The organism is Ructibacterium gallinarum (assembly GCF_014982785.1).
In the GTDB taxonomy this organism is placed as follows: domain Bacteria; phylum Bacillota; class Clostridia; order Monoglobales; family Monoglobaceae; genus Ructibacterium; species Ructibacterium gallinarum.
Genome location: NZ_JADCKB010000004.1, coordinates 62352 through 84747 on the forward strand (window position 1 = coordinate 62352; position 22396 = coordinate 84747).

Below are 22396 nucleotides of genomic sequence, written 5' to 3' on the forward strand. Positions count from 1 at the left end.
GGCTATTTCTCTCCATCAATAATTTTTTTCAAAATCGCAATGTCGTCCTGTGAAATTTCCTTATTCTGATACAGAGAAGCAACCAGAGTTCCCACTGAACCGTGATACAGTCTTGACAAAAAAGACCTGGTTTCATTCATACTATATTCCTGCTCCGGAAGCACTGCATAATACAAATTTGTCTTGCCCTTTCTCTCATAGGCCACAACACCTTTGTCGCACAGCCGGGAAAGCATAGTCCCAACGGTATTGCGCACCCAATTTTTTTCTCGAACTTCGGTCAAAATTTCTCCCAGAGAAAGCGGCTTTTCTGCTTTCCAAAGCACTTTCATCAGCTCATATTCCGTTTCCGTTACCATCTGCCTCGCCATGTTATCTACCTCCGTTTTTTCTACCGCTTATACTCCGACGGCTGCATGCCATCCACCAAAGCATAAGACTACCACTGTGGTCATTAGTATTATAGACTAAAATTGTAGTCTTGTCAAGACTTTTTTAAAATTTATATTATGCTGATACGCCGTGCTCCAGAAACCATTTCCACAACCCCTTCCATAAACCTTTGCTGCCCTGCAAACCATGCGTTTAAAACCGTTCTGTAAAAAACATTAGCTGCATTTTTCAGCTTTGAAATGTTCTGTCAATGTTCATGAATTCTTTGCAAAAAATTCATGATTTTCTCTTGCTATTTTTTGTAAGTTGTTATATAATGTAGACAGATTAAATGTTAGGTTCTTACCGCATTTGGTCAAACTTCAACAAACGTCAGGAGGTAAGAGTATGATCTACAAGATTTTATGCAAAAAAATAGAGCTAGCGGATTCCAGCAAGGAGAAACTGCTCGGAAAAGTGCAGAAACTGAATAAGTTTTTCAGCGATGATACAGAATGTCGCATTGTCGTTTCCGAACAGCACGAACAAATGGTGGTGGAAATCACTTTTCCCTATAAAGGATTTCTGATCCGGGCTGAATCACGTGACCGCGAAATGCTTACCGCCGTGGATAATTGTTTGGCAAATATTGACCGGCAGATTCGGAAAAATAAAACCAAATTGGCAAAACGTCTGCGTGACAGCGGCTTTGAAAACTACAATATTGATCTTGGTTCCTCAAGCATCCAGCCCGAGGAAGAAGAATTTAAAATTATTAAAGTAAAACGTCTGGGCGCAAAACCTATGATGGTAGAAGAAGCCATTTTGCAAATGAACATGCTGGGGCATGATTTCTTTGTATTTAACGATCCAGAAACCATGGCAACCAATGTGGTTTATAAAAGAAAAGACGGCAATTATGCCTTGATTGAAACGGACAAATAATCTATCTTTGGAGAGGCGGCAATGCTTCGCCTCTCTTTTTAATTTTTAAATGAGGTGTAAATTATGATTCAATTTCAGGAAGTTACTTATCAAAATTTTGGCCGCTGTGTTTCCATGAGCAATGGTAAGATTGAACTTTTGGCCACACTGGATTTTGGGCCCAGAATCATCCGATTTTCTAAAATCGGCGGAGAAAATGTTATGCTGGAGGATATTGAAAGAAAGGTAAATCAAGATCAGAATACTTCACTTTTTGCCGAAAAATTTGGTGAAGATCTTGGTGTGTGGAAAATTTATGGCGGCCATCGGCTGTGGACAAGTCCAGAGGCGCTGCCCCGCTCCTATTACCCTGATTCCCAACCGGTTTCTTACACCGCAGAAGGCTGCAGGCTGGTTTTGACTCCACCGCCTCAGCGTTGGACACAGCAACAACATCAAATCGAAGTTGTTATGAGTGAAAATGGGTTTAAAGTGGATTTATATCATACCGTTACCAATATCGGAGCTTGGCCGCAGGAGTTCGCTCCTTGGTGCCTTTCTGTTCTGGCTCCCGGCGGTATTGAAGTCATTCCTATGCCCAACCGTCCCACCGGATTGCTTCACAATCGCAAAATAACACTCTGGGATTATGCAAAAATGAATGATCCACGGGTAACCTGGGGGGACAAATACATCTTGCTTCGGCAGGATCCGCAAAATGACAATGCCTTTAAATTCGGCATTGACAGTCAGCATGGCTGGGCCGCCTATTTCAACCATGATGATGTAATGCTGAAAAAATTTGATATTATTGAAGGCGCGGCTTATCCAGATGATGGCATGAATTTTGAAACCTATACCAATTCTATCTTCCTGGAAATGGAATCGCTCGGCGCACTTAAAAAGACAGAACCCGGCTGCAGCATTTCTCATCATGAAAGCTGGGAATTGATTGCCGGTCTTGCTTTTCCCGGAACCGATGAAAATGCAATCGAAACCGTGCTTCGTCCATATGTCGGATAAACTACATATATGGCTTTTTCACTATGGAAAGGCCATTTATTTTATTATTTTCGTTGTTTTTCACTGTTCCGGCTGTTGACTTTCCAAGTTTAGTCGAGTATAATATGTTAAAAGAAAAGAATGGCAGTAGCTTCTTATTCCATTCTTATAAAATTGCTTGTTTTATTAACATCAAAGGAGAAAAATTATGCGCGCTGTTGTAACTGTTATGGGCATCGACAAACCCGGTATTATTGCGGGAACAAGTACGCTGCTTGCAGATAATAATGTAAATATTCTAGATATTACCCAAACCATTGTTCAAAATATATTTACTATGGTAATGCTGGTAGACATCGAAAATAGTAAGCTGGAGCTTTCGGCTTTGGCTGAGGAACTCAATGCCCTGGGTAAACGCTTGGCCGTGGAAATCCGTATTCAGCATGAGGATATTTTTAATTCCATGCACCGTATCTAACCCTGCCCGGTATTAGTTGGAAAGGAATCTCAAATTATGATAAATATCAACACCAATGAAATTGCAGAAACCATAAAAATGATTCGGGACGAGCATCTCGATATCCGTACTATCACCATGGGAATTTCTCTGCTGGATTGTGCAGACAGCGATATTGATGCGGCCTGCCGCAAAATATATGACAAAATAACCCGGTATGCAAAAAATCTGGTAAAAACCGGCGAAGAAATTAGCAGTCGCTATGGCATTCCTATTATCAACAAACGGATTTCAGTTACCCCCATTGCCGTCATAGCAAGTGCCAGCAAAACCGATGATTGTCTTCCTTTTGCGCGGATTTTGGATAAGGCAGCATCTGAAACCGGTGTTAACTTTATCGGTGGTTATTCCGCTTTGGTACACAAAGGTTATTCCAGAGGAGACGAAAATTTGATTCGTTCTATTCCCGAGGCGCTCTGCTCTACCGAACGGGTGTGCTCTTCTGTGGGTGTAGCGACTACAAAGGCTGGCATCAATATGGATGCCGTTCGGCAAATGGGTGAAATTATTAAGGAAACTGCCCGTTTATCAGCTGACAACAATTCGATGGGCTGTGCAAAATTTGTTGTTTTTGCTAACCCGGTAGAAGACAACCCTTTCATGGCTGGTGCTTTTCACGGGATTGGCGAAGGCGACTGTGTCATCAATGTAGGCGTCAGCGGCCCTGGAGTGGTCAAATCCGCACTGGAACGTATTCAAGGTCAGGATTTTGGTGTACTGGCCGAAACCATTAAGAAAACTGCTTTTAAAATTACCCGTATGGGACAATTAGTCGCACAGGAAGCGTCTAAAGCACTGGGTGTTCCTTTTGGTATTGTTGATCTCTCGCTGGCGCCAACTCCAGAAGTTGGTGATAGCGTTGCATATATTTTAGAAGAAATGGGACTGGAGAAATGTGGGACACATGGAACCACAGCTGCACTTGCTCTGCTGAACGATGCGGTGAAAAAAGGCGGAGTCATGGCCTCAAGCTATGTAGGAGGACTGAGTGGTGCATTTATTCCTGTAAGCGAAGACGCAGGCATGATAGCCGCAGCAGAATGCGGAGCCCTGCATTTGGATAAACTAGAAGCAATGACCTGTGTTTGTTCCGTTGGCCTTGATATGATAGCTGTTCCCGGCGACACTCCTGCTTCCACTATATCCGCCATCATTGCAGACGAAATGGCAATTGGTGTCATCAACCAAAAAACCACCGCGGTACGCATTATCCCGGCAGCAGGAAAAAAAGTAGGCGACAGTGTGGAATTTGGTGGACTTCTGGGAGCTGCTCCAATTATGCCGGTACATTCCTACTCCAGCGAAGCCTTTATCGCCCGGGGAGGACGAATTCCGGCTCCCATTCACAGCCTCAGAAATTAATCAAAGTAAACAGACGAATACCGTATAAGTAGTGCTCTTTATATTCACTTTGTCTGACGCCGCCTGACTGGTTCTCCCGGCAGGCGGTTCTCTGTATCATAAGTCCAGCTATTGATATGACTTTGATACTACAAATTACGATACTATGATTGAGAAAGGGTGAACTTTATGGATATCATGCAAGCGATCGTGGATATCGAAAACACAGTTCGGGGAATTACAGATTCAACTGCTGAACTGGAAAAGGACTATGACAAAAAAATACAGGAGGAAATTCGGCAAAAAGAGCAGGAAACCGATATCAAAGTAAAGGAAAAGCTGGAACAGCTAAAAATGCAGATGAATGCAGAACGTCAGGAAGAAATGGAGCATTTGGAAACTGTTTATGAAAAAAAATTAGAAGCTCTTTCTAACACCTGCAAAGAACAACAGGAAACCTGGATTCATGATATGACCCAGGCAGTCATTCAGCCTTGAACCAAAGGAGCGATGAAACATGATTCTTCGTGTTATGAAAAACTCAGCGCTTTCCGCAAAAATTCATGCCATGTCTGGTACTGCGCTGCATCAAAAGGATTATGACGCTTTAATGCGTCTTCATACTGTCCCCGCAGTCGCAGCTTATCTCAAGGAAAACACCCGGTATCAAAATGCGCTGAAAGACGCCGTTACCACAACGCTTCACCGAGGAAGATTAGAACAGCTGCTGCACGCACAGATTCTAACAGATATTCTCGCCCTTTTGCACTATACGGATACAGACAGCACCTTTTTCCTAAAGGCACTTGAAATGCAGGACGGTATTGAAAAGCTCAAGGTTTTTCTCCGGCTTCTGCATATTGGACACCCGGAGCAAATTACCAAAACTGCGACCGATTTCCCTCTAGGGAACAAACAGGTTAAAGTCGAGGATTTGGCACAGATTACAACTTTTTCTGCGCTTATGGATCTCATTAAACCAACTCCATATCATCAGGCTCTACGTTCATTTTCCGGTGACCCGAAGCGCCAGGAACTGTTTTATCTGGAGGTTGCTCTGGACAGTTATTGGGCACAGCTTATCCATCGCTATGCCAAAAAATATCTTTCTTCTGAGGAAGCAAAACTTGCACTCAAGCTATATGGCACCGAAGCCGACCTGAATAACCTGATTTTCCTTCTGCGATGTAAAGAACGTTTTCAGATGACACAAGAGGAGATATACGCCTGCATCATACCCATCTATTATCGTTTGACCGAGCAGATTATTACAGAAATTGTCACCTGTCCTTCCGTTAACGATGCATTTAAAATCATTCACGAAAAAACACCATATGGCTTAGCGTTTCATGAAAATGATCGGTTTCTTGAAAAACGGAAAAACGAATATATGGCACAGATGTATCGCCGAATAGGTGCATTACATCCATATTCCATACAGGCAGCTATTTCCTATGTGCATTTGCGGCGCATTGAAATTAACAATATTGTATCCATTATCGAAGGAATCCGTTATGGACTCAAGCCTGAACAAATCAGTGAATATTTAATTGGATACAGCAAAGAAGAGGTGGAATCATGATCTCAAAAATGAAATTCATCAATCTGGTTGGCCCAAGATCCGAATTTGAACGGATTGTCTCAGACTACATCATAGACAGTTCTATTGAATTTGAAAATCCGCTCAATGCCCTTAGAAGCGCGGAAGGGTTTTCCATGGACACCACCGCCAATCCTTATGAAGATACTCTAAAACATTTTATTGAAGTTTTGCAGTATGCGAATGTAGAATTTAAAGATGTAAAACATCATAACGAAAACCTTTCTCGAGAAGAAATGGAGCAGTTCCTGGAACATTTTAATACCCAGCTCCACACATTAAAAGAAAAAAGCGAATCACTGAAATTTGAAATTCAGCATGAAAAAGAAATTATTGATACCTTAACCCCTGTTCTTGATACCAATGTTCATTTGGAAGAACTTGCAAAGCTCAGTTATCTAAAGTATCGTTTTGGGAAACTACCACGTTCTAGCTATCAAAAATTAGGAACGTATTTAAAAAATCTTCCAGCCTATTTTTATGCTCTTACATCTGATAAAGAATTTGTATGGGGTATCTATTTCGTTTCGGAACAACACAGTGAAAAGGTAGACCGTATTTTTTCTACGCTATATTTTGAAGCCCTGCTACTGGATGGAGACGAACGTGGTACGCCGGCTCAGGTAATTGAAAGTTTGAAACAAAGCATGGAGAAAAAACAAGCAGAACTTACTGCGCTGCAAGTACGGCTGCAGGCAACTCTCAACAGTCAGAAAAATGATCTGTTGCGTGCATATGCCAATATTAAGTATCAGTATGACCTCTACAGCATCCACCGACATGCTACGGTAAGCCGCAATTCTTTCTGTTTGACTGGATGGATTGACGCAGACGAAGTTCCGGAATTATCTGCAAAAATCGAACAAGATTCCTCCTGCTCACTCATTGTAGATGAGCCCGAAGCAGTCCATCACATTACCCCACCAACCAAACTAAAAAACTGGCGGATCTTCAAACCATTTGAAGAATTTGTCCGTATGTATGGCGTACCCAATTACAATGAGATGGATCCAACGCCCTTCTTGGCGATTGTTTACACTCTGCTGTTTGGAATTATGTTTGGTGATGTAGGGCACGGATTATGCCTGGCTGCAATCGGCGTAGTATTGACTCTTTTGAAAAAAGGTGGTTTCTTAGGCAAACTTCTAATTCCTCTGGGCCTTTCCTCTACGGTATTTGGCTTGCTTTACGGCTCTGTTTTTGGCTTTGAAGGGGAACACGCCTTGATTCATCCCCTGTGGTTTACCCCGTTTGAAGGCAGTGAGGCCATGATGAACACTTTGCTTTACTCAGTCATTTTGGGTGTAGTGATTATTCTACTGTGTATGATCTTTAATATAGTCAATGGAGTAAGGCAAAAAAACTGGCAGAAGGTTTGGTTCTCACAGAATGGCGTTGCGGGTATGGTATTTTATGCACTGGTTCTCTTCTGTGCATTATCCATTCTCAATGGTTCCGATCATCCTTTGTCTCTTGCTGTCATACTCATCGTTGTTTCTTTAATTTTGATTTTTCTACAGGAGCCTTTGGGCAAACTGGTGGCAAAACAAAAGAATTGGATTCCAAAGGACAAGGGTGGTTTCTTCCTTGAATCATTTTTTGAAACCTTTGAAATTGTACTCAGCTTTGTAACCAATACAGTTTCCTTCCTGCGGGTAGGTGCCTTTGCTCTTAACCATGCCGGAATGATGTCTGTGGTCGTTATGTTTATTTATCAGCTGAATTTCGGCGGTTCCATTGCCATTGCGCTGTTTGGAAATCTGCTGGTTATCGGATTGGAAGGGCTGATCGTAGGCATTCAGGTGCTGCGTCTCGGCTTTTACGAAATGTTTAGCCGCTTCTATGACGGCGGCGGCCGGGAATTTAAGCCCACCAACCAATAAAACAACCGTTCATAAACGGATATGCTTTGTAAACTAATATAACTTATATCACATATTTTGGAGGTATTGCTATGTTAAAGTCTATTGCTCTTTTTGTTATGATTACTCTTGCCATTTCCATTCCGTTAGTTGCGCATTTCGGATTAAAACTTCAAGGTGGAAAGATGAAAACAGCTATTGGCGTTAATCTGCTGTCCTTTTTTGGACTGATGCTGACCTTTGGCATCTGCATGATTGCAGGCGCAACCGACGCATTTGCAGCTGGGACAGATGCAGCTGCCAGTTCTGCAAGCAGTATGAAGTATCTCGGTGCTGCCCTTTCTACCGGGCTTGCATGTATTGGTTCAGGTATTGCAGTCGCATCCTCTGCCTCTGCGGCTCTTGGTGCGATTTCCGAAGATCCAAAAATTATGGGTAAATCCTTGATCTTTGTTGCTTTGGCAGAAGGTATTGCATTGTATGGCCTGCTGATCTCCTTCCTAATCCTCTTCCAATAAGAGGAGGCTGCCCAGATGAAATACTATTTGCTCAGCGATAATATTGATACACAAATTGGAATGAGACTGGCCGGTGTAGAAGGGATTGTGGTTCATGAACCCGATGAATTTAAACAGGCCTTTGACCAAGCACTTGCCGATAAAGATATTGCTATTTTGCTGATAACAGAAAAATTAGTCAATCTTTGTCCAGAATACGTAGCACAGCAAAAAACCAATAACAAAATTCCACTGATTGTAGAACTGCCTGACCGGCATGGCTCAAAACGTCCGGATGACTACATTCTGAATTATGTTCGAGATGCCATTGGCGTCCGCCTTTGACATAAAAACGAGGTGAATTATTTATGGCAAAAGATGCTTTGAATCATTTTGCAAACGTACTTCTTCAGGAAGCCAGCGAACAGAAGAAGCAAACCATTGAAAAACTGGAAGCAAAACGCAGTGAACAGATTAAACAAGCAGAGCATATGCTCAAACAGCAATTCGACCAAAAAATAGAAGCTGGATTGGCAGATATCAAACAACAGCTGCAACTTTCCCTGACCCGGCGTGAAGTTGAACTGCATAAAATGCTTTTAAAAAACCGTCAAAAAGCTTTTGAAGCTGTTTTTTCCGCTGTGACCGAAAATGTTCGCCGCTTTACAAAAACACCTGAATATAAGGATTTTTTCCAAAAAGAATTTGCTCAGATCTCCTCATATTTTGAGGAAAAAACCGGAGAAAATATTTGCACAGTTATGGAACAAGACCAAGAACTCGCTAAACAGTTAATCAAGCTTCCGAATCTAACGATTCAACTGTCTCCGCAGGATTTTATCGGAGGATTTACTCTGGAAAACAGTCAACTCCACTATTTTGCAGACTGCACACTGAAAAACCGTATTGAAAAACAAAAGGAAATTTTTTATCAGACCAGCGGTCTGATTATTGACTGACAAGCTGTCTAATGACGGCGCTTAGAAGGGACTGAATACTATGAATCAAACTGCATCAATTTATGGAATCAATGGTCCTGTGGTTACTGTAAAAGACGCACCATGGCTTACCATGATGGAAATGGTATATGTCGGCAACGAACGTCTGATTGGCGAGGTCATTGCCGTGCACGATGATGCCGCAGTCATTCAGGTCTATGAAGAAACTTCTGGACTTACTGTAAATGAACCGGTGGTCTCCACCGGAACACCAATGGAGGTCACTTTAGGTCCTGGACTCATTGGAAATATTTTTGACGGGATTGAGCGTCCTCTTAAAAGCGTGGAAGCATTGTCCGGAGCCTTTATCGCAAGAGGACTTCGCCCCGAAGCAATCGATATGGACAAAAAATGGGATATCAAAGTTTTAGCGCATGAAGGTATGATGGTAACACCGTGTACTATTTTGGCAGAAACACAGGAAACCAGCTTAATACAGCATAAAATTATGGTTCCTCCCAATATTGAAGGCGAAATTCTCAGTATAGGCGCTTCTGGTTCCTATACCTGCCGGGATACTTTGGCAGAAATAAAAACACCGGACGGCAAAGTGAAAAAAATTGGGCTGATACAGCATTGGCCGATTCGAACGCCCCGGCCTTATGGCCGCCGAGATCCCATCAGTATGCCCCTAATTACCGGCCAGCGGATCTTAGACATCCTCTTTCCTTTGGCCAAGGGCGGAACCGCAGCCATCCCCGGTGGATTCGGCACAGGAAAAACCATGACCCAGCATCAGCTTGCAAAGTGGTCGGATGCAGATATTATTATCTATATCGGCTGTGGAGAACGTGGCAACGAGATGACCCAGGTTCTGGAAGACTTTACAGGACTGATTGACCCTAAATCCGGACAGCCACTAATGAACCGGACACTTCTTATCGCAAACACTTCCAATATGCCTGTTGCAGCCAGAGAAGCCTCTATCTATACAGGAGTCACTCTTGCTGAATATTACCGGGATATGGGGTATCACGTAGCAATCATGGCAGACTCCACCTCCCGCTGGGCGGAGGCCTTACGTGAAATTTCCGGACGTCTGGAAGAAATGCCTGCAGAAGAAGGTTTTCCGGCTTATCTGCCGTCACGACTATCCGGCTTTTACGAACGCGCCGGCTATGTCCATACCTTAAATGGATTAGACGGCAGCGTCACCCTAATCGGCGCAGTTTCACCCCAAGGCGGTGATTTTTCTGAACCTGTAACGCAAAACACCAAGCGGTTTACCCGATGTTTCTGGGGACTTGATAAGGATTTAGCCTACGCCCGGCATTATCCTGCCATTAACTGGCTATCCAGCTATAGCGAATATATTGACGACTTAGGTCCGTGGTACACTGAAAACGTAGATCCGGATTTCCTATCTGCCCGGGCAGATATTATCCGCATTCTTCAGGAAGAAAGTTCACTAATGGATATTGTAAAATTAATTGGTGCAGACGTTCTTCCAGAAGATCAGCGGCTAACACTGGAAATTGCCAGAGTGATTCGTGTGGGATTCCTGCAGCAAAATGCGTATCACACTACAGATACTTATGTACCCATTGCCAAACAGTATAAAATGCTAAAGGTTATTTTATACTTATATGAAAAATGTAAAGACTTTGTGGTAAAGCAGGCAATTCCCCTAAGCCAAATTCAAAAAACCGGTATTTTTGACCGTGTCATTAAAATGAAATATGACATTGAAAACGACCATCCGGAAAAATTCGATGCTGTCTTTGAAGCAATCGATGCTCTGCAATTTTAAGGAATACACAAAGGAGTGATATCATTGCAAATCGAATATATGGGTTTGAAAGACCTCAGCGGTTCTCTTATTGTTATCGAAGGCATCAAAGGCGCAGCTTATGATGAAATTCTGGAAATCACTCTGCAAAGCGGGGAAAAACGAACCGGCCGTATTATCGAACTAACCCGCGATTTTGCCGTAGCGCAGGTTTTTGACGGGACACAGGGCATTTCCTTGACCAACACCCGTACCCGCCTGACCGGCGCCCCACTGCAAATGCCCCTTTCCAAGGAAATTCTCGGCCGTACCTTTGACGGTATCGGTCGTCCAATCGACGACCTTGGTCCTGTCTATGCCGAAAAATATATGGATATTAACGGAAAACCCATGAACCCAGTATCCCGGGAATATCCGCGTTCCTTTATTCAAACCGGTATTTCAGCTATTGACGGTCTGGCAACACTGATCAAAGGACAAAAACTTCCGATTTTTTCCGGGAATGGTATGCCGCATGATAACCTGGCTGTACAAATCGCCTCGCAAGCCTGTATTGCAGAAGATGCAGGAAAAAACTTTGCCATTGTATTTGGCGCCATGGGCGTCAAACACGATGTTGCCAATTATTTTACCACTGCCTTTGAGCACTCTGGGGCACTTAGTCGCAGTGTCATGTTTTTGAATACTTCTTCTGATCCAGTGGTAGAACGTATCCTGACCCCACGCTGCGCATTAACTGCTGCTGAATATCTGGCCTTTGAACATGATATGCATGTTCTGGTCATTCTTACGGACATTACCTCTTACTGCGAAGCCCTACGTGAGATTTCTTCTTCCAAGCAGGAAATACCTTCTCGTAAAGGTTATCCGGGATATTTATACAGCGATCTTGCCTCTCTTTATGAGCGTGCAGGCATGATCAAAGGAAGCAAAGGATCTATTACCCAAATTCCTATTCTTACCATGCCAAATGACGATATTACACACCCGATACCTGACCTGACCGGGTACATTACAGAAGGGCAAATTGTTTTGGACCGAGCGCTTTCACAGAAAAACATTTATCCGCCGGTTTCTGTTCTTCCTTCTCTTTCACGGCTTATGAAAGATGGTATTGGTGAAAAATACACCGTGGCAGAACATCCCGAAATCAGCAACCAGCTGTTTTCTTCTTATGCCAAAGTACAAGAAATCCGCGCACTGGCCTCCGTTATTGGAGAAGATGAACTTTCTGATACCGACAAACTGTATATGAAATTTGGAACGGAATTTGAACAAAAGCTGATTGGCCAGGGCAGAAACGAAAATCGGACTATTAAACAAACCATACAAATCGGCTGGGATCTTTTGCGCATTCTTCCGAAAACAGAACTGGATCGGCTTTCCCCAGAGATCCTTTCACGTATGTTTGATTCCGAAACCACAGATACACAGGAGTGATGCATTATGGCCATGGTACCTACCAAAGGAAACCTGATTATAGCCAAAAATACATTGGCGCTCTGCCGCACCGGATATGACCTTTTAGATAAAAAGCGCAATATCCTTATCCGGGAAATGATGAATTTGATTGATGAAGCAAAAAAAATACAATCTACCATTGAAACCACCTTTAGCGAGGCTTATTCTGCACTTCAGCAGGCCAATATTGATATTGGCATTGATACAGTGGAAAAATTGGGTTATGCCATAGATGTAGAAGATTCGGTTTCCATCAAATTCCGAAGTGTAATGGGTGTTGAAATTCCCATTGTCATCATGGACGAAAAGGTAGAAAAACCATCATATGGCATGCAAAACACCACCTCGTCTCTGGATGAAGCTGTTGTAAAATTTGGGAATGTCAAACGTCTTACCCGCCAGCTTGCACAAATTGAGATTTCGGTCTACCGCATTGCGGATAGCGTAAAAAAGACCCAAAAGCGCGCTAATGCTTTAAAAAACATTATGATTCCGCGATATGAAGCTGAAACCCGCAACATTCAAAACGCACTGGAGGAAAAGGACCGCGAAGAATTTTCCCGGCTAAAGGTCATAAAAGCCCAAAAACAAAAGCACAACCGCTAAAGACACCATCTTCTCAAAAGGCCGAAACCAAAGCAAATGGTTTCGGCCTTTTTTGTATTCACTTTCGGCATAGTGACAAAAAAAGCTACTTCTTTTTCCTCTTTTTTCTCCAAGAGAAAAGGCGATTTCTGGTCAAACACCGTTGCCATTCCCTTGACACCCGGCTGCCGTTTCGTGTATACTATAATAGTATGAATATGTTCCTAAAAACAGGGAGGTATATACCGATGAAATATATTGTTGTTTTAATGGACGGCGCTGCCGACACCCCAGTGGCGGAACTCGGCGGGAAAACCCCACTGGAAGCCGCCTGCAAGCCACATATTGATCGTTTGGCTTCACAGGGGGAAATGGGAATGGTAACAACCGTTCCTCAAAATCTGCCCCCAGGCAGTGATGTGGCTAACTTGGCCGTCTTTGGTTATGACCCACAGAAATACTACACTGGCCGGTCGCCATTAGAAGCCGTTTCTATGAATGTTCCCCTCACGCTGACTGATACTACCTTTCGTGCCAATTTGGTAACTCTTTCAGATAGTCCGGCGTATGAGGATAAAACTATGATCGACTACAGCTCTGATGAAATCAGTACCGAAGAAGCACATCAGCTAATCAATACTTTAAACAGCCGGCTTAAGACCGATGCTTATGAATTTTTCGGTGGTATCAGCTATCGTCACCTGATGGTATGGCACCATAAGGAAAATAATTTTTCCCTGACACCACCCCATGATATTTCTGAACGGGTCATCGGGCCATACCTTCCCAAAGATGAAACCCTGCTTACACTGATGAAACAAAGCTATGAAATTTTAAAAGAGCATCCAGTAAATCTGGCGCGTATCAGCAAAGGACTGCATCCAGCCAACTCTCTTTGGATCTGGGGCAATGGCACTATGCCTAATCTTGATAGTTATCAAAAACGATTTGGCATTCGCGGCGCAGTTATTTCTGCTGTAGACCTGGTAAAAGGTATTGGCCGCTGTGCAAAGCTAGATGTAATTGACGTTCCCGGTGCTACTGGAACTGTTACTACCAATTTTGAGGGCAAAGCCCAAGCTGCTATAAAAGCACTGAAGGATGGCGCAGATTTTGTTTATATACACTTAGAAGCAGCAGATGAAGCCGGGCACCGACATGAAATTGAAAACAAAGTAAAGGCAATTGAATATATTGACAGTAAAATTGTTGCTCCCGTCCTGGATTGGCTTAATGCCTCTCATGAGCCTTATCATATACTAGTTATGCCGGATCATCCCACACCTTTATCGATCCGTACACACACGGCTGACCCGGTTCCTTATGTCCTCTTTCGAAGCGAAGCACCCGAATCTCATGCCATCCGCCGCTATACGGAAGCCTGTGCCAAAGAAACCGGAATCTATCAGCCTTTAGGGTATATGCTGATGCAAAGCCTTTTAAAGAACAGTATATAAAATATACTTTGCTTTTACATAAGAAATATTTTAAAATACCGCTTGCATTTCTAGTATTTATCTGATATGATATTATGGTATGTGATTAAAAAATGCATATGGTATTGACTTGAGAAATGAGGGATTATTATGCCAACCAAGGTTGTAATCGGCGCACAATGGGGCGACGAAGGAAAAGGGAAAACCATAGATATACTGGCCGGCCGTGCAGATGTTGTAGTCCGCACTTCCGGAGGGAATAACGCCGGACATACCATTGAAGCCAATGGAATCACCTATAAGCTTCATTTAATGCCATCTGGAATTTTAAACCCCAATACCCTGAATATCATTGGCTGCGGAGTTGTGGTTGATCCCCGCGTTCTTCTGGAAGAAATTGACGGAATGGAATCGAAAGGAATTAGCACCAAAAATTTAAAAATTGATGCCCGCGCCCATGTTATTATGCCCTATCATATTGAACTGGACGGTCTTTCAGAAACCGCAAGAGGCAAGAGCGATATTGGAACTACCAAAAAAGGCATTGGTCCTTGCTATATGGACAAAGCCGAACGCAGCGGCATTCGTATGTGCGATTTGATCAACACGAATAAATTTGCACAATGCGTCCGTCAAAACCTTGAAATTAAAAATAAAATGATTGAATTGGTTTACGGTGGGAAACCGCTTGATGCAGATGCTATTATCAATGAATATGCAGAATATGCAAAGAGTCTGGCTCCCTATGTCACCGATACCACACCTATTTTGTACGACAGCATCAAAGCTGGAAAGGAAGTATTGTTCGAAGGGGCACAGGGAATTTTGCTTGACATTGATCTTGGTACTTATCCTTATGTTACTTCTTCCCACCCAATTTCGGGCGGAGTATGTGTGGGAAGCGGCATTGGACCTACTGTGATTGATGAATGTATCGGAATTGCTAAGGGATATACCACCCGGGTTGGCAATGGGCCCTTCCCTACGGAACTGGAGGATGAAATTGGAGAGACCATTCGCCAGAAAGGCCATGAATTTGGCACAACCACCGGACGGCCAAGACGAACTGGCTGGTTTGATGCTGTCATCGTTAAATACGCAGTGCGCACCAGCTCCCTTACATCGCTGGTATTAAATAAAATTGATCCTTTGGGCGGGCTGGATAAAATAAAGATCTGTATAGCCTATCGCAAAAACGGTGAAATTACCACTGATTTTCCACCTACCTTAGAGGAACTGGCACAATGCGAGCCGGTTTATGAAGAAATGGATGGCTGGACAGAAGATATTAGTCATATCAAAGAATTTAATTGTCTTCCCGCCGCAGCTCAAAAATATATTCTGAGAATAGAAGAACTTTGCGGCTGTCCCATTACCTCCATTGGCGTAGGTCCTGGCCGTGATCAGAATATTGACCGTGTATAAACACGGTGTTAGCTTTATTGGCCCACAAATAAAGCCTTAAATCAATCTGTGGGCAGAAAGGCGATGAAATACATGGCTTCTACGAACGACACTCCTGCAAAGAAATCCAATAAACCCAAAAAGGATGCCTCCCAGCAGCAAGATCAACTTCTCACCTACCATGGCAAACCATTAGTTCGCTGTGGAAATATTATCTATTACGGAAAGCCTGAGGACAAATATGTGGTCACCTTTCGCTTAGAAGATCAGGAACCGCTGGGAGATTTACAGATTTCCAAACGCGTCATTATCGAATTAAAAACCAATGAGGGAAAGCATTCCCAACTGATTCGCCAGGCTGAACGAAGCGGCTTATACAAAGCTTTTGATATTGGTATGTTTTGGTTGGAACAAGCTTTGGAAAATGGATAATACGAAACAGCCATCAGTGTTTGTAAACACTGATGGCTGTTTTACGCTGAACATCCGGGAGTTTTTTAGTTAACCATAACGGTCAATTGATCATTCTGCACATCCACACAAGCTTTTGTCCCCGCATGAAGTTCTCCTTCGATCAGCTTTTGGGCTAAAATATCCTCAATATGCTTCTCGATAAACCTACGCATGGGCCGTGCGCCATAAATTTTTTGATAGCCATGCTCTAAAACATAGTGTTTGGCCGCCTCACTTACACTCAGTTCAATTTCTTTTTCCTTTAAGCCCTCTCGCAAATCATCCAGCATCAAATCAATAATCTGCAAAAGCTCCTCTTTTTTCAATTCCTTAAAGATAACCGTTTCATCCACTCGATTTAAAAATTCCGGCCGGAACAAAGCTTTTAATGCACGTTCCACCTTCATCTGCCCTGCTTCCTCATCTTCGTTAAAACCTACAATATTTGACTTCTGGTCACTGCCAGCATTAGACGTCATAATAATAATGGTATTTTCAAAAGAAACTGTTTTACCATGGCTGTCCGTAATTCTACCGTCATCTAAAATCTGAAGTAAAATATTAAATACATCTTCGTGCGCCTTTTCAATTTCGTCCAGCAAAATCACCGAATATGGATGCCGACGTATTTTTTCTGTCAACTGACCCGCATCATCATATCCCACATAACCCGGCGGGGAACCAATCAGTTTTGCCACAGAATGCTTTTCCATATACTCCGACATATCCAGCCGTATCAAAGAATCTTCTCCATCAAAAACTTCCTGAGCAATCCTCTTTACCAGTTCTGTTTTACCTACACCGGTAGGCCCGACAAAGATAAAGGAAACGGGCCGACGTTTTAAACTGATTCCAGCGCGTTTGCGCCGAATAGCGCAAGCCACAGCATGCACTGCATCATCCTGACCTATTAACCGCTGATGAAGCCTTTCTTCCAAATTAATCAGCCTACTCGTTTCAAACTCACTAATATGTTTTACCGGGATCTTGGTCCAAAGCTCAATCACAGCCGCAATATCATCTGCGGTCAAATCTCGTATTTCCTCTTTGGCAAGCTCTGAAAGCCGTGCCTCAATTTGGCATTCCCGGCTCTTTCTATCGGCTGCTTTCTCGTAATCCTCAATGGAATCCGCCCCTGATGCGTCCTCTTCCTCTTTCCTCAGCTGTTTCAGCTCCATTTTCAGCTTTTCTTCTTCGACTAGACTATTATTCTCCAAATTCACCCGGGAAGCCGCCTCATCTATAACATCAATGGCTTTATCTGGCAAAAATCTGTCACTGATATACCGTTCTGCAAGTACCGTTGCTGTTCGAATCAAATCATCAGAAATTAGGACTTTATGATACTCTTCATAATAATCTTTAATCCCTTTCAAGATCTCTATGGTTTCTTCTATTGTCGGTTCTTCCACCAACACTGTCTGAAACCGGCGTTCCAACGCCGCATCTTTTTCAATATGCTTCCGGTATTCCTCGATCGTCGTGGCCCCAATAACTTGAATTTCACCACGGGACAAAGCCGGCTTTAAAATATTACCCGCGTTCATGCCTCCTTCGGCATCTCCAGCGGAAGCAATGGTATGAATCTCGTCAATCACCAAAATAATATTTCCCAGTTTTTTCACTTCTTCAATGATATTCCGCAATCTGGACTCAAACTGCCCCCTAAACTGGGTTCCCGCCACTACTGCGGTCATATCCAGAAGATAAATTTCATAGTTTAGCAGCTTCGCCGGCACATCTCCTTGCACAATCTTCAAAGCCAAACCTTCCGCAATGGCTGTTTTTCCTACACCAGGCTCTCCAATCAAACAAGGATTATTTTTCGTTCTCCGATTGAGAATCTGTGCCGTACGCTCCATTTCTTTATCTCTGCCTATTACCCGGTCGATCTGCCCGTTTTGCGCTTTGGCAGTCAGATTGATCGCATAGGTATCCAAATTTCTCTTCTTCTTATTTTTCTTTTCTTTGTTTTTGGGCGCGGTCTCAGCTTGCCCCTCTCTCTTTTCGCCATCCTGGGAAGAAAACAACCGATTCATCAACTCAAAAGGATTTTTCTGCATACTGCGGCTCATATTTTCTTCATTGTTTTTATTCTCGTCCTCATCGTCCTCATCGTTGTCCTCTTCTGTACCGTCAGACAACTCTTGCCGCATCATCTTCATTCCCTCGGCCATATCAAAATCATCGCCCATTTCTTCAAGCATGGCAGACATCTCTCTGTTTAACCCATCCATTTCCTCAGGATTAATCCCCATATTCTGCATGATCTCATTAACCGGCCCCAAATTAAGCTCTTTGGCACAGGTAAGACAATAACCCTCATTTACGGTTTTCCCGTTTATGTCCAATTTACTGATGTATACTACAGCTAAATTTTTATGACACTTACAGCATAACATACGATGCACCTCCTCGTATCTTCCTGCATTATATTATCTTTCAGTGCAGGCTATATTATAGCATATCTATTCCTTGATTGCAACCGGAAAGCCATTCCCTTTACTGAAAAATATGTAAATGCTCTAATAAAATCTTAATTCCGATCAAAATCAGGACAATACCTCCAAACACTTCTGCCCTTGATTTATACTTGCATCCAAAAATATTTCCAACAAAAAGTCCTGCCACTGAAAGTATAAAGGTAACGCCGCCAATAAAACTCACTGCTGGCAAAATATCTGCCTGCAAAAACGCAAAACTAATTCCCACTGCCAAAGCATCAATGCTGGTTGCAACTGCCAGCGGAAGCATAGCCTTAAATCCAAAAGAAGCATCTACATGTTCTTCGCTGCCACGTGCTTCCCGTATCATGTTGATTCCAATCCCGGCTAGCAGCAAAAAAGCAATCCAATGGTCAATATTTTCAATTAATACCCGAAACTGTACACCCAAAAAGTATCCAATGAGCGGCATGAGAGCCTGAAATCCACCGAAATATACTCCGACTGCAATTCCGTGGCGCGGCTTGATTTTCTTCACAGACAAACCTTTACAAACCGAAACCGCAAACGCGTCCATAGACAGCCCAACCGCAATTAAAAATAATTCCCATAAACCCATCTTTTTATCCTTGCCTTTCTGCACAAGATTTTTATATACTGTAACAATCAATAGAAATGACCTAAGCTTTTGTATTTTCAAATAAAAAAAGACGTCATCTGCGTGTACACAGATAAGTCTCTTTTTCCTTCGTTTTCAGAGCCGTAACCCGCAAACATACTTTAAGTAAGATACCATACTTTTGCTGATCTGTCAAGTATTTTATGTCTGAATCTCCCGGTGTACTGCCTCCAAAACATTATAATAAAGTCCAGGCATATGAAACTCCGCACCAGTATAAATACGATCTGCCAGCAATGCCTGAAAAATTAACATTCCCAAACCATTCAATGTCGCCAATCCTCTTTCTTCCGCCATACGCAAAAGTAATGTTCGATCCGGCTGATAAATCAAATCCGATACCAAAGCGTCTTTAGGAAGAGCATCCAAAAAGGCAAACTGTTTAAAATTCTGATCAATCCCCTGCATTCCAAGCGGTGTAGCTTGAATCAAAATATCACAATTTTTACACACGGTTTTTAATGTTTCATCATTAAGCTCTCCAACCGCAACCTCCATACCGGTCCGCTGCCAAACCATTGAAGCAATCGTTTCCGCTTTTAAGACCGTGCGATTCAGGATTTGTATAGATGCCGCTTCCTCAAAGGCCGCTTTCAGTGCCAATGTACGTACCACGCCTCCGGCTCCCAAAATAACCACCCTGCTGTCTTTCAATCGACGTCCTGTCATATTCAGCGCCGTCTTATAGCCTTCCGCATCCGTGTTATATCCATATAATTTTCCATCCCGCACTTTAACAGTATTGACCGATTGAAACCGTTCCGCTTCCCCGTCTATTTCATATAAATATGGCAAAATATCCACTTTATGCGGCATAGTTAAATTAAATCCATCAATCTTTTTTTCCGCCGCATAACGAAAAAATGCTTCCAATCCATTTTTTTTCACTTTGATTTTCTCATAGGTGAATGGGATCCCTAATTGTTCCAAAGCCGCACTGTGCACTACGGGTGATAAACTGTGTTCAATCGGGTCACCGATTACTGCAAGCCTTATCATTTTTTTCAACCTCTTCCATTAAATAATCCATTGCCAAGGTATACCCTCGAAATCCCAAGCCACATATCTGACCAATACAAGCAGGCGCCGTGACCGATTTATGCCGAAATGCATCCCGAGTATGGATATTGCTGATATGCACTTCAATGGAGGGCAACCCAACTGTCAGCAAGGCATCATAAATGGCATAACTGTAATGGGTATATGCCCCCGGATTGATTACGATCGCTTCACAGCTGCCCAATGCATGATGAATATAATCAATAATTTCCCCTTCACTGTTGCTTTGCAGGACAATCGCTTCCCAATTCCGTTTTGCAGCATAATCCTCTATATACCGTTCTAAATCTCCATAGCTGGTCTTTCCATATATCTCAGGCTCCCGAATCCCCAGCATATTCAAATTCGGACCATTAATCACCATCATCTTCATACCGATTCACCTCGTCTATTATTTTTTTCGCCGCTTCCTCCATCGTTCCGTTATTTTGTATATGGATATCCGCCCACGCGCAGTACACCGGATACCGCTCCTTCCAAAGCCGATATAAACGTTCTTTGCCAGCTGCCAGCAACGGCCGTGCAGAAATGTCCACATCGCCTAAAATTTGTTCCAATGGGCGGTCTGCAAACACGATAAGCCCTGCCGCCGCAATTTTCTGATTTTCAGGTTGGGTGACAATCCCTCCCCCAGTGGCTATCACACACCCCTGACCTAACGACTTACGAAACACCTCAGTTTCTATCCTGCGAAATGCCGCTTCTCCTTCTCGCGCAAAAATCTGGGCAATCGATTTGTCAGAAATCCTTTCTATCTCAGCATCCAAGTCCAGAAACATCCGTTTCAACTCCGGTGCGATTCGGCGTCCTATAGAGGTTTTTCCGCATCCCGGCATTCCAATCAAAATAATGTCTTTTTTTGTCATCCATCCCTACTCCTTCATTTCGCCGGCACGGTAATTTCCGAGAAGCTTAAATTTTTGCGTCCCCTCAATGACCGAATCGGTCACTTCCCGTACCGGATCATCCATTAAATTTCCCTCATAATCTGCAAAAAACATATAAGCAAAGCGTTTGCTGGGAATCGGCCGGGACTCCAGCTTTAAAAGGTTTAGATTTCCCCGCGCGAAACAAGCCAAAAGACGATGAAGCTGCCCGCTTTCATGTGGCAATGTAAACGCTATACTCACCTTATTACAGTTTCGGTCAATTTCCGGATATTTAGAAATCACTACAAACCGGGTAGTATTTACTTCACTGCTGTTAATATTTTCTGCCAGGACAGAAAGCCCATACAGCTCTGCGCTCTGTTTTCCTGCAATGGCCGCTGCTGTCTTATCTCCGCCTTCCGCAACCATTTTTGCGCCGCCGGCGGTACTATGACATGCTTCACACCGCACATTTCCCAAAGTTTTTAAGAAAGCTCTGCACTGCAAAATCCCCTGTTCATGGGAATACACCGTTTTAATATCCGAAAGTCGGGCACCTTTTACCCCTAACAAGCAATGATGAATGGGGATATCTATTTCCCCGGTAATATAGTAGCTGTATCTCTCCAGCAAATCCACCACTTCAGCAATGGTGCCGGTGGATGAATTTTCAATAGGCAATACAGCATAATCTGCTTGATCTTTCTGTAAACATACAAAAGCGTCTTCAAACGCCGCGGCACGAAACAGCTTTCCATCCGCAAAATACTGCATGGCCGCCCTGTGACTGTAACTTCCCTCGCGTCCAAAATAACACACTCTTGGGTTCTGCACCTTCACACGGGAACTTTCCAAAATTTCATGAATCCGAAGCCGCTCTTTCTGCGTGCTTAGTTCCCGCGTTTGCCGCACTCGACTGATTCCCATGAGTGCGCTGAAAAATTCGTACACCTCAGGGAGCATACTAGGATCGTCCACTTTCTGCATTTTATTCTGAAGCACTTCTTTTTCCCGTCCAGCATCTAACACCGGAAGGCCCCTTTCACGCTTATAATCAGCCACTTTGCTGCACAACTGCATCCGCTCCAAAAACAGGGGCAAAAGCTGTCCGTCAATTTCATCAATTTTTTCTCTCAGCTGTTCCAGCTCGTTCATTTAAATCCT

The 22396-nt window shown here is 43.2% G+C and carries 23 protein-coding genes; 16 read left to right on the plus strand and 7 right to left on the minus strand.

Annotated elements, in window-relative coordinates:
- Positions 1 to 2: 2 nt before the first annotated feature.
- Entirely contained in the window at positions 3 to 371 is a 369-nt protein-coding gene (locus tag INF28_RS02985) for a BlaI/MecI/CopY family transcriptional regulator (RefSeq protein WP_226391986.1), read from the minus strand.
- A gap of 409 nt (positions 372 to 780) precedes the next feature.
- On the opposite strand from INF28_RS02985, the gene hpf reads away from it, so the two are divergent.
- The 16 genes from hpf to INF28_RS03065 all read left to right on the plus strand — a co-directional run bounded on the left by hpf (position 781) and on the right by INF28_RS03065 (position 16160).
- A complete protein-coding gene (hpf, locus tag INF28_RS02990) occupies positions 781 to 1317 on the plus strand; it encodes a ribosome hibernation-promoting factor, HPF/YfiA family (protein WP_226391987.1) in 537 nt (178 codons plus the stop codon).
- Between the two features lie 63 nt (positions 1318 to 1380).
- The gene (locus INF28_RS02995) at positions 1381 to 2319 is read left to right on the plus strand and encodes a hypothetical protein (protein WP_226391988.1); all 939 of its coding nucleotides are present in this window, start codon (positions 1381 to 1383) and stop codon (positions 2317 to 2319) included.
- Positions 2320 to 2506: 187 nt separating this feature from the next.
- Positions 2507 to 2776, plus strand: a complete 270-nt coding sequence (locus INF28_RS03000; RefSeq protein WP_226391989.1) for an ACT domain-containing protein — start codon at positions 2507 to 2509, stop codon at positions 2774 to 2776.
- Positions 2777 to 2812: 36 nt separating this feature from the next.
- Complete coding sequence (locus INF28_RS03005) at positions 2813 to 4177, plus strand: PFL family protein (protein WP_226391990.1); 1365 nt, start codon at positions 2813 to 2815, stop codon at positions 4175 to 4177.
- Positions 4178 to 4345: 168 nt separating this feature from the next.
- Positions 4346 to 4654, plus strand: coding sequence for a hypothetical protein (locus tag INF28_RS03010; protein WP_226391991.1), 309 nt, complete (start codon positions 4346 to 4348; stop codon positions 4652 to 4654).
- 19 nt (positions 4655 to 4673) lie between these two features.
- Positions 4674 to 5738, plus strand: coding sequence for a V-type ATPase subunit (locus INF28_RS03015; protein ID WP_226391992.1), 1065 nt, complete (start codon positions 4674 to 4676; stop codon positions 5736 to 5738).
- Positions 5739 to 5746: 8 nt separating this feature from the next.
- Positions 5747 to 7639, plus strand: coding sequence for a V-type ATP synthase subunit I (locus INF28_RS03020; protein WP_226391993.1), 1893 nt, complete (start codon positions 5747 to 5749; stop codon positions 7637 to 7639).
- A 71-nt stretch (positions 7640 to 7710) separates the two neighbouring features.
- Positions 7711 to 8136, plus strand: coding sequence for an ATP synthase subunit C (locus INF28_RS03025; RefSeq protein ID WP_264175669.1), 426 nt, complete (start codon positions 7711 to 7713; stop codon positions 8134 to 8136).
- A gap of 15 nt (positions 8137 to 8151) precedes the next feature.
- A complete protein-coding gene (locus tag INF28_RS03030) occupies positions 8152 to 8460 on the plus strand; it encodes a V-type ATP synthase subunit F (protein ID WP_226391994.1) in 309 nt (102 codons plus the stop codon).
- Between the two features lie 23 nt (positions 8461 to 8483).
- Entirely contained in the window at positions 8484 to 9074 is a 591-nt protein-coding gene (locus INF28_RS03035) for a V-type ATP synthase subunit E (protein ID WP_226391995.1), read from the plus strand.
- Between the two features lie 40 nt (positions 9075 to 9114).
- Positions 9115 to 10863, plus strand: coding sequence for a V-type ATP synthase subunit A (locus INF28_RS03040; RefSeq protein ID WP_226391996.1), 1749 nt, complete (start codon positions 9115 to 9117; stop codon positions 10861 to 10863).
- Between the two features lie 24 nt (positions 10864 to 10887).
- Positions 10888 to 12282, plus strand: coding sequence for a V-type ATP synthase subunit B (locus INF28_RS03045; RefSeq protein WP_226391997.1), 1395 nt, complete (start codon positions 10888 to 10890; stop codon positions 12280 to 12282).
- A gap of 6 nt (positions 12283 to 12288) precedes the next feature.
- Positions 12289 to 12909, plus strand: coding sequence for a V-type ATP synthase subunit D (locus tag INF28_RS03050; protein ID WP_226391998.1), 621 nt, complete (start codon positions 12289 to 12291; stop codon positions 12907 to 12909).
- A 227-nt stretch (positions 12910 to 13136) separates the two neighbouring features.
- Positions 13137 to 14345 carry a cofactor-independent phosphoglycerate mutase gene (locus tag INF28_RS03055; protein ID WP_226391999.1) on the plus strand — a complete coding sequence of 403 codons (1209 nt, stop codon included), beginning with the start codon at positions 13137 to 13139 and terminating at the stop codon, positions 14343 to 14345.
- Between the two features lie 129 nt (positions 14346 to 14474).
- A complete protein-coding gene (locus tag INF28_RS03060) occupies positions 14475 to 15749 on the plus strand; it encodes an adenylosuccinate synthase (protein WP_226392000.1) in 1275 nt (424 codons plus the stop codon).
- A gap of 72 nt (positions 15750 to 15821) precedes the next feature.
- Complete coding sequence (locus INF28_RS03065; RefSeq protein ID WP_226392001.1) at positions 15822 to 16160, plus strand: hypothetical protein; 339 nt, start codon at positions 15822 to 15824, stop codon at positions 16158 to 16160.
- A gap of 65 nt (positions 16161 to 16225) precedes the next feature.
- Here the strand turns inward: INF28_RS03065 and INF28_RS03070 are convergent, their stop codons facing one another.
- The 6 genes from INF28_RS03070 to pheA all read right to left on the minus strand — a co-directional run bounded on the left by INF28_RS03070 (position 16226) and on the right by pheA (position 22387).
- Positions 16226 to 18583, minus strand: coding sequence for an ATP-dependent Clp protease ATP-binding subunit (locus tag INF28_RS03070; RefSeq protein ID WP_226392002.1), 2358 nt, complete (start codon positions 18581 to 18583; stop codon positions 16226 to 16228).
- Positions 18584 to 18683: 100 nt separating this feature from the next.
- Complete coding sequence (locus INF28_RS03075; protein ID WP_226392003.1) at positions 18684 to 19244, minus strand: manganese efflux pump MntP; 561 nt, start codon at positions 19242 to 19244, stop codon at positions 18684 to 18686.
- A 201-nt stretch (positions 19245 to 19445) separates the two neighbouring features.
- A complete protein-coding gene (gene aroE / locus INF28_RS03080; protein WP_226392004.1) occupies positions 19446 to 20303 on the minus strand; it encodes a shikimate dehydrogenase in 858 nt (285 codons plus the stop codon).
- Positions 20278 to 20736: a type II 3-dehydroquinate dehydratase gene (aroQ, locus tag INF28_RS03085; RefSeq protein WP_226392005.1), complete on the minus strand. Its 459-nt coding sequence runs from the start codon at positions 20734 to 20736 to the stop codon at positions 20278 to 20280. Before aroQ ends, aroE begins: the two co-directional genes overlap by 26 nt.
- Positions 20717 to 21229, minus strand: coding sequence for a shikimate kinase (locus tag INF28_RS03090; RefSeq protein ID WP_226392006.1), 513 nt, complete (start codon positions 21227 to 21229; stop codon positions 20717 to 20719). The genes aroQ and INF28_RS03090 overlap by 20 nt, the downstream gene beginning before the upstream one ends.
- Before the next feature lie 6 nt (positions 21230 to 21235).
- A complete protein-coding gene (gene pheA / locus INF28_RS03095) occupies positions 21236 to 22387 on the minus strand; it encodes a prephenate dehydratase (RefSeq protein WP_226392007.1) in 1152 nt (383 codons plus the stop codon).
- Positions 22388 to 22396: the final 9 nt, after the last annotated feature.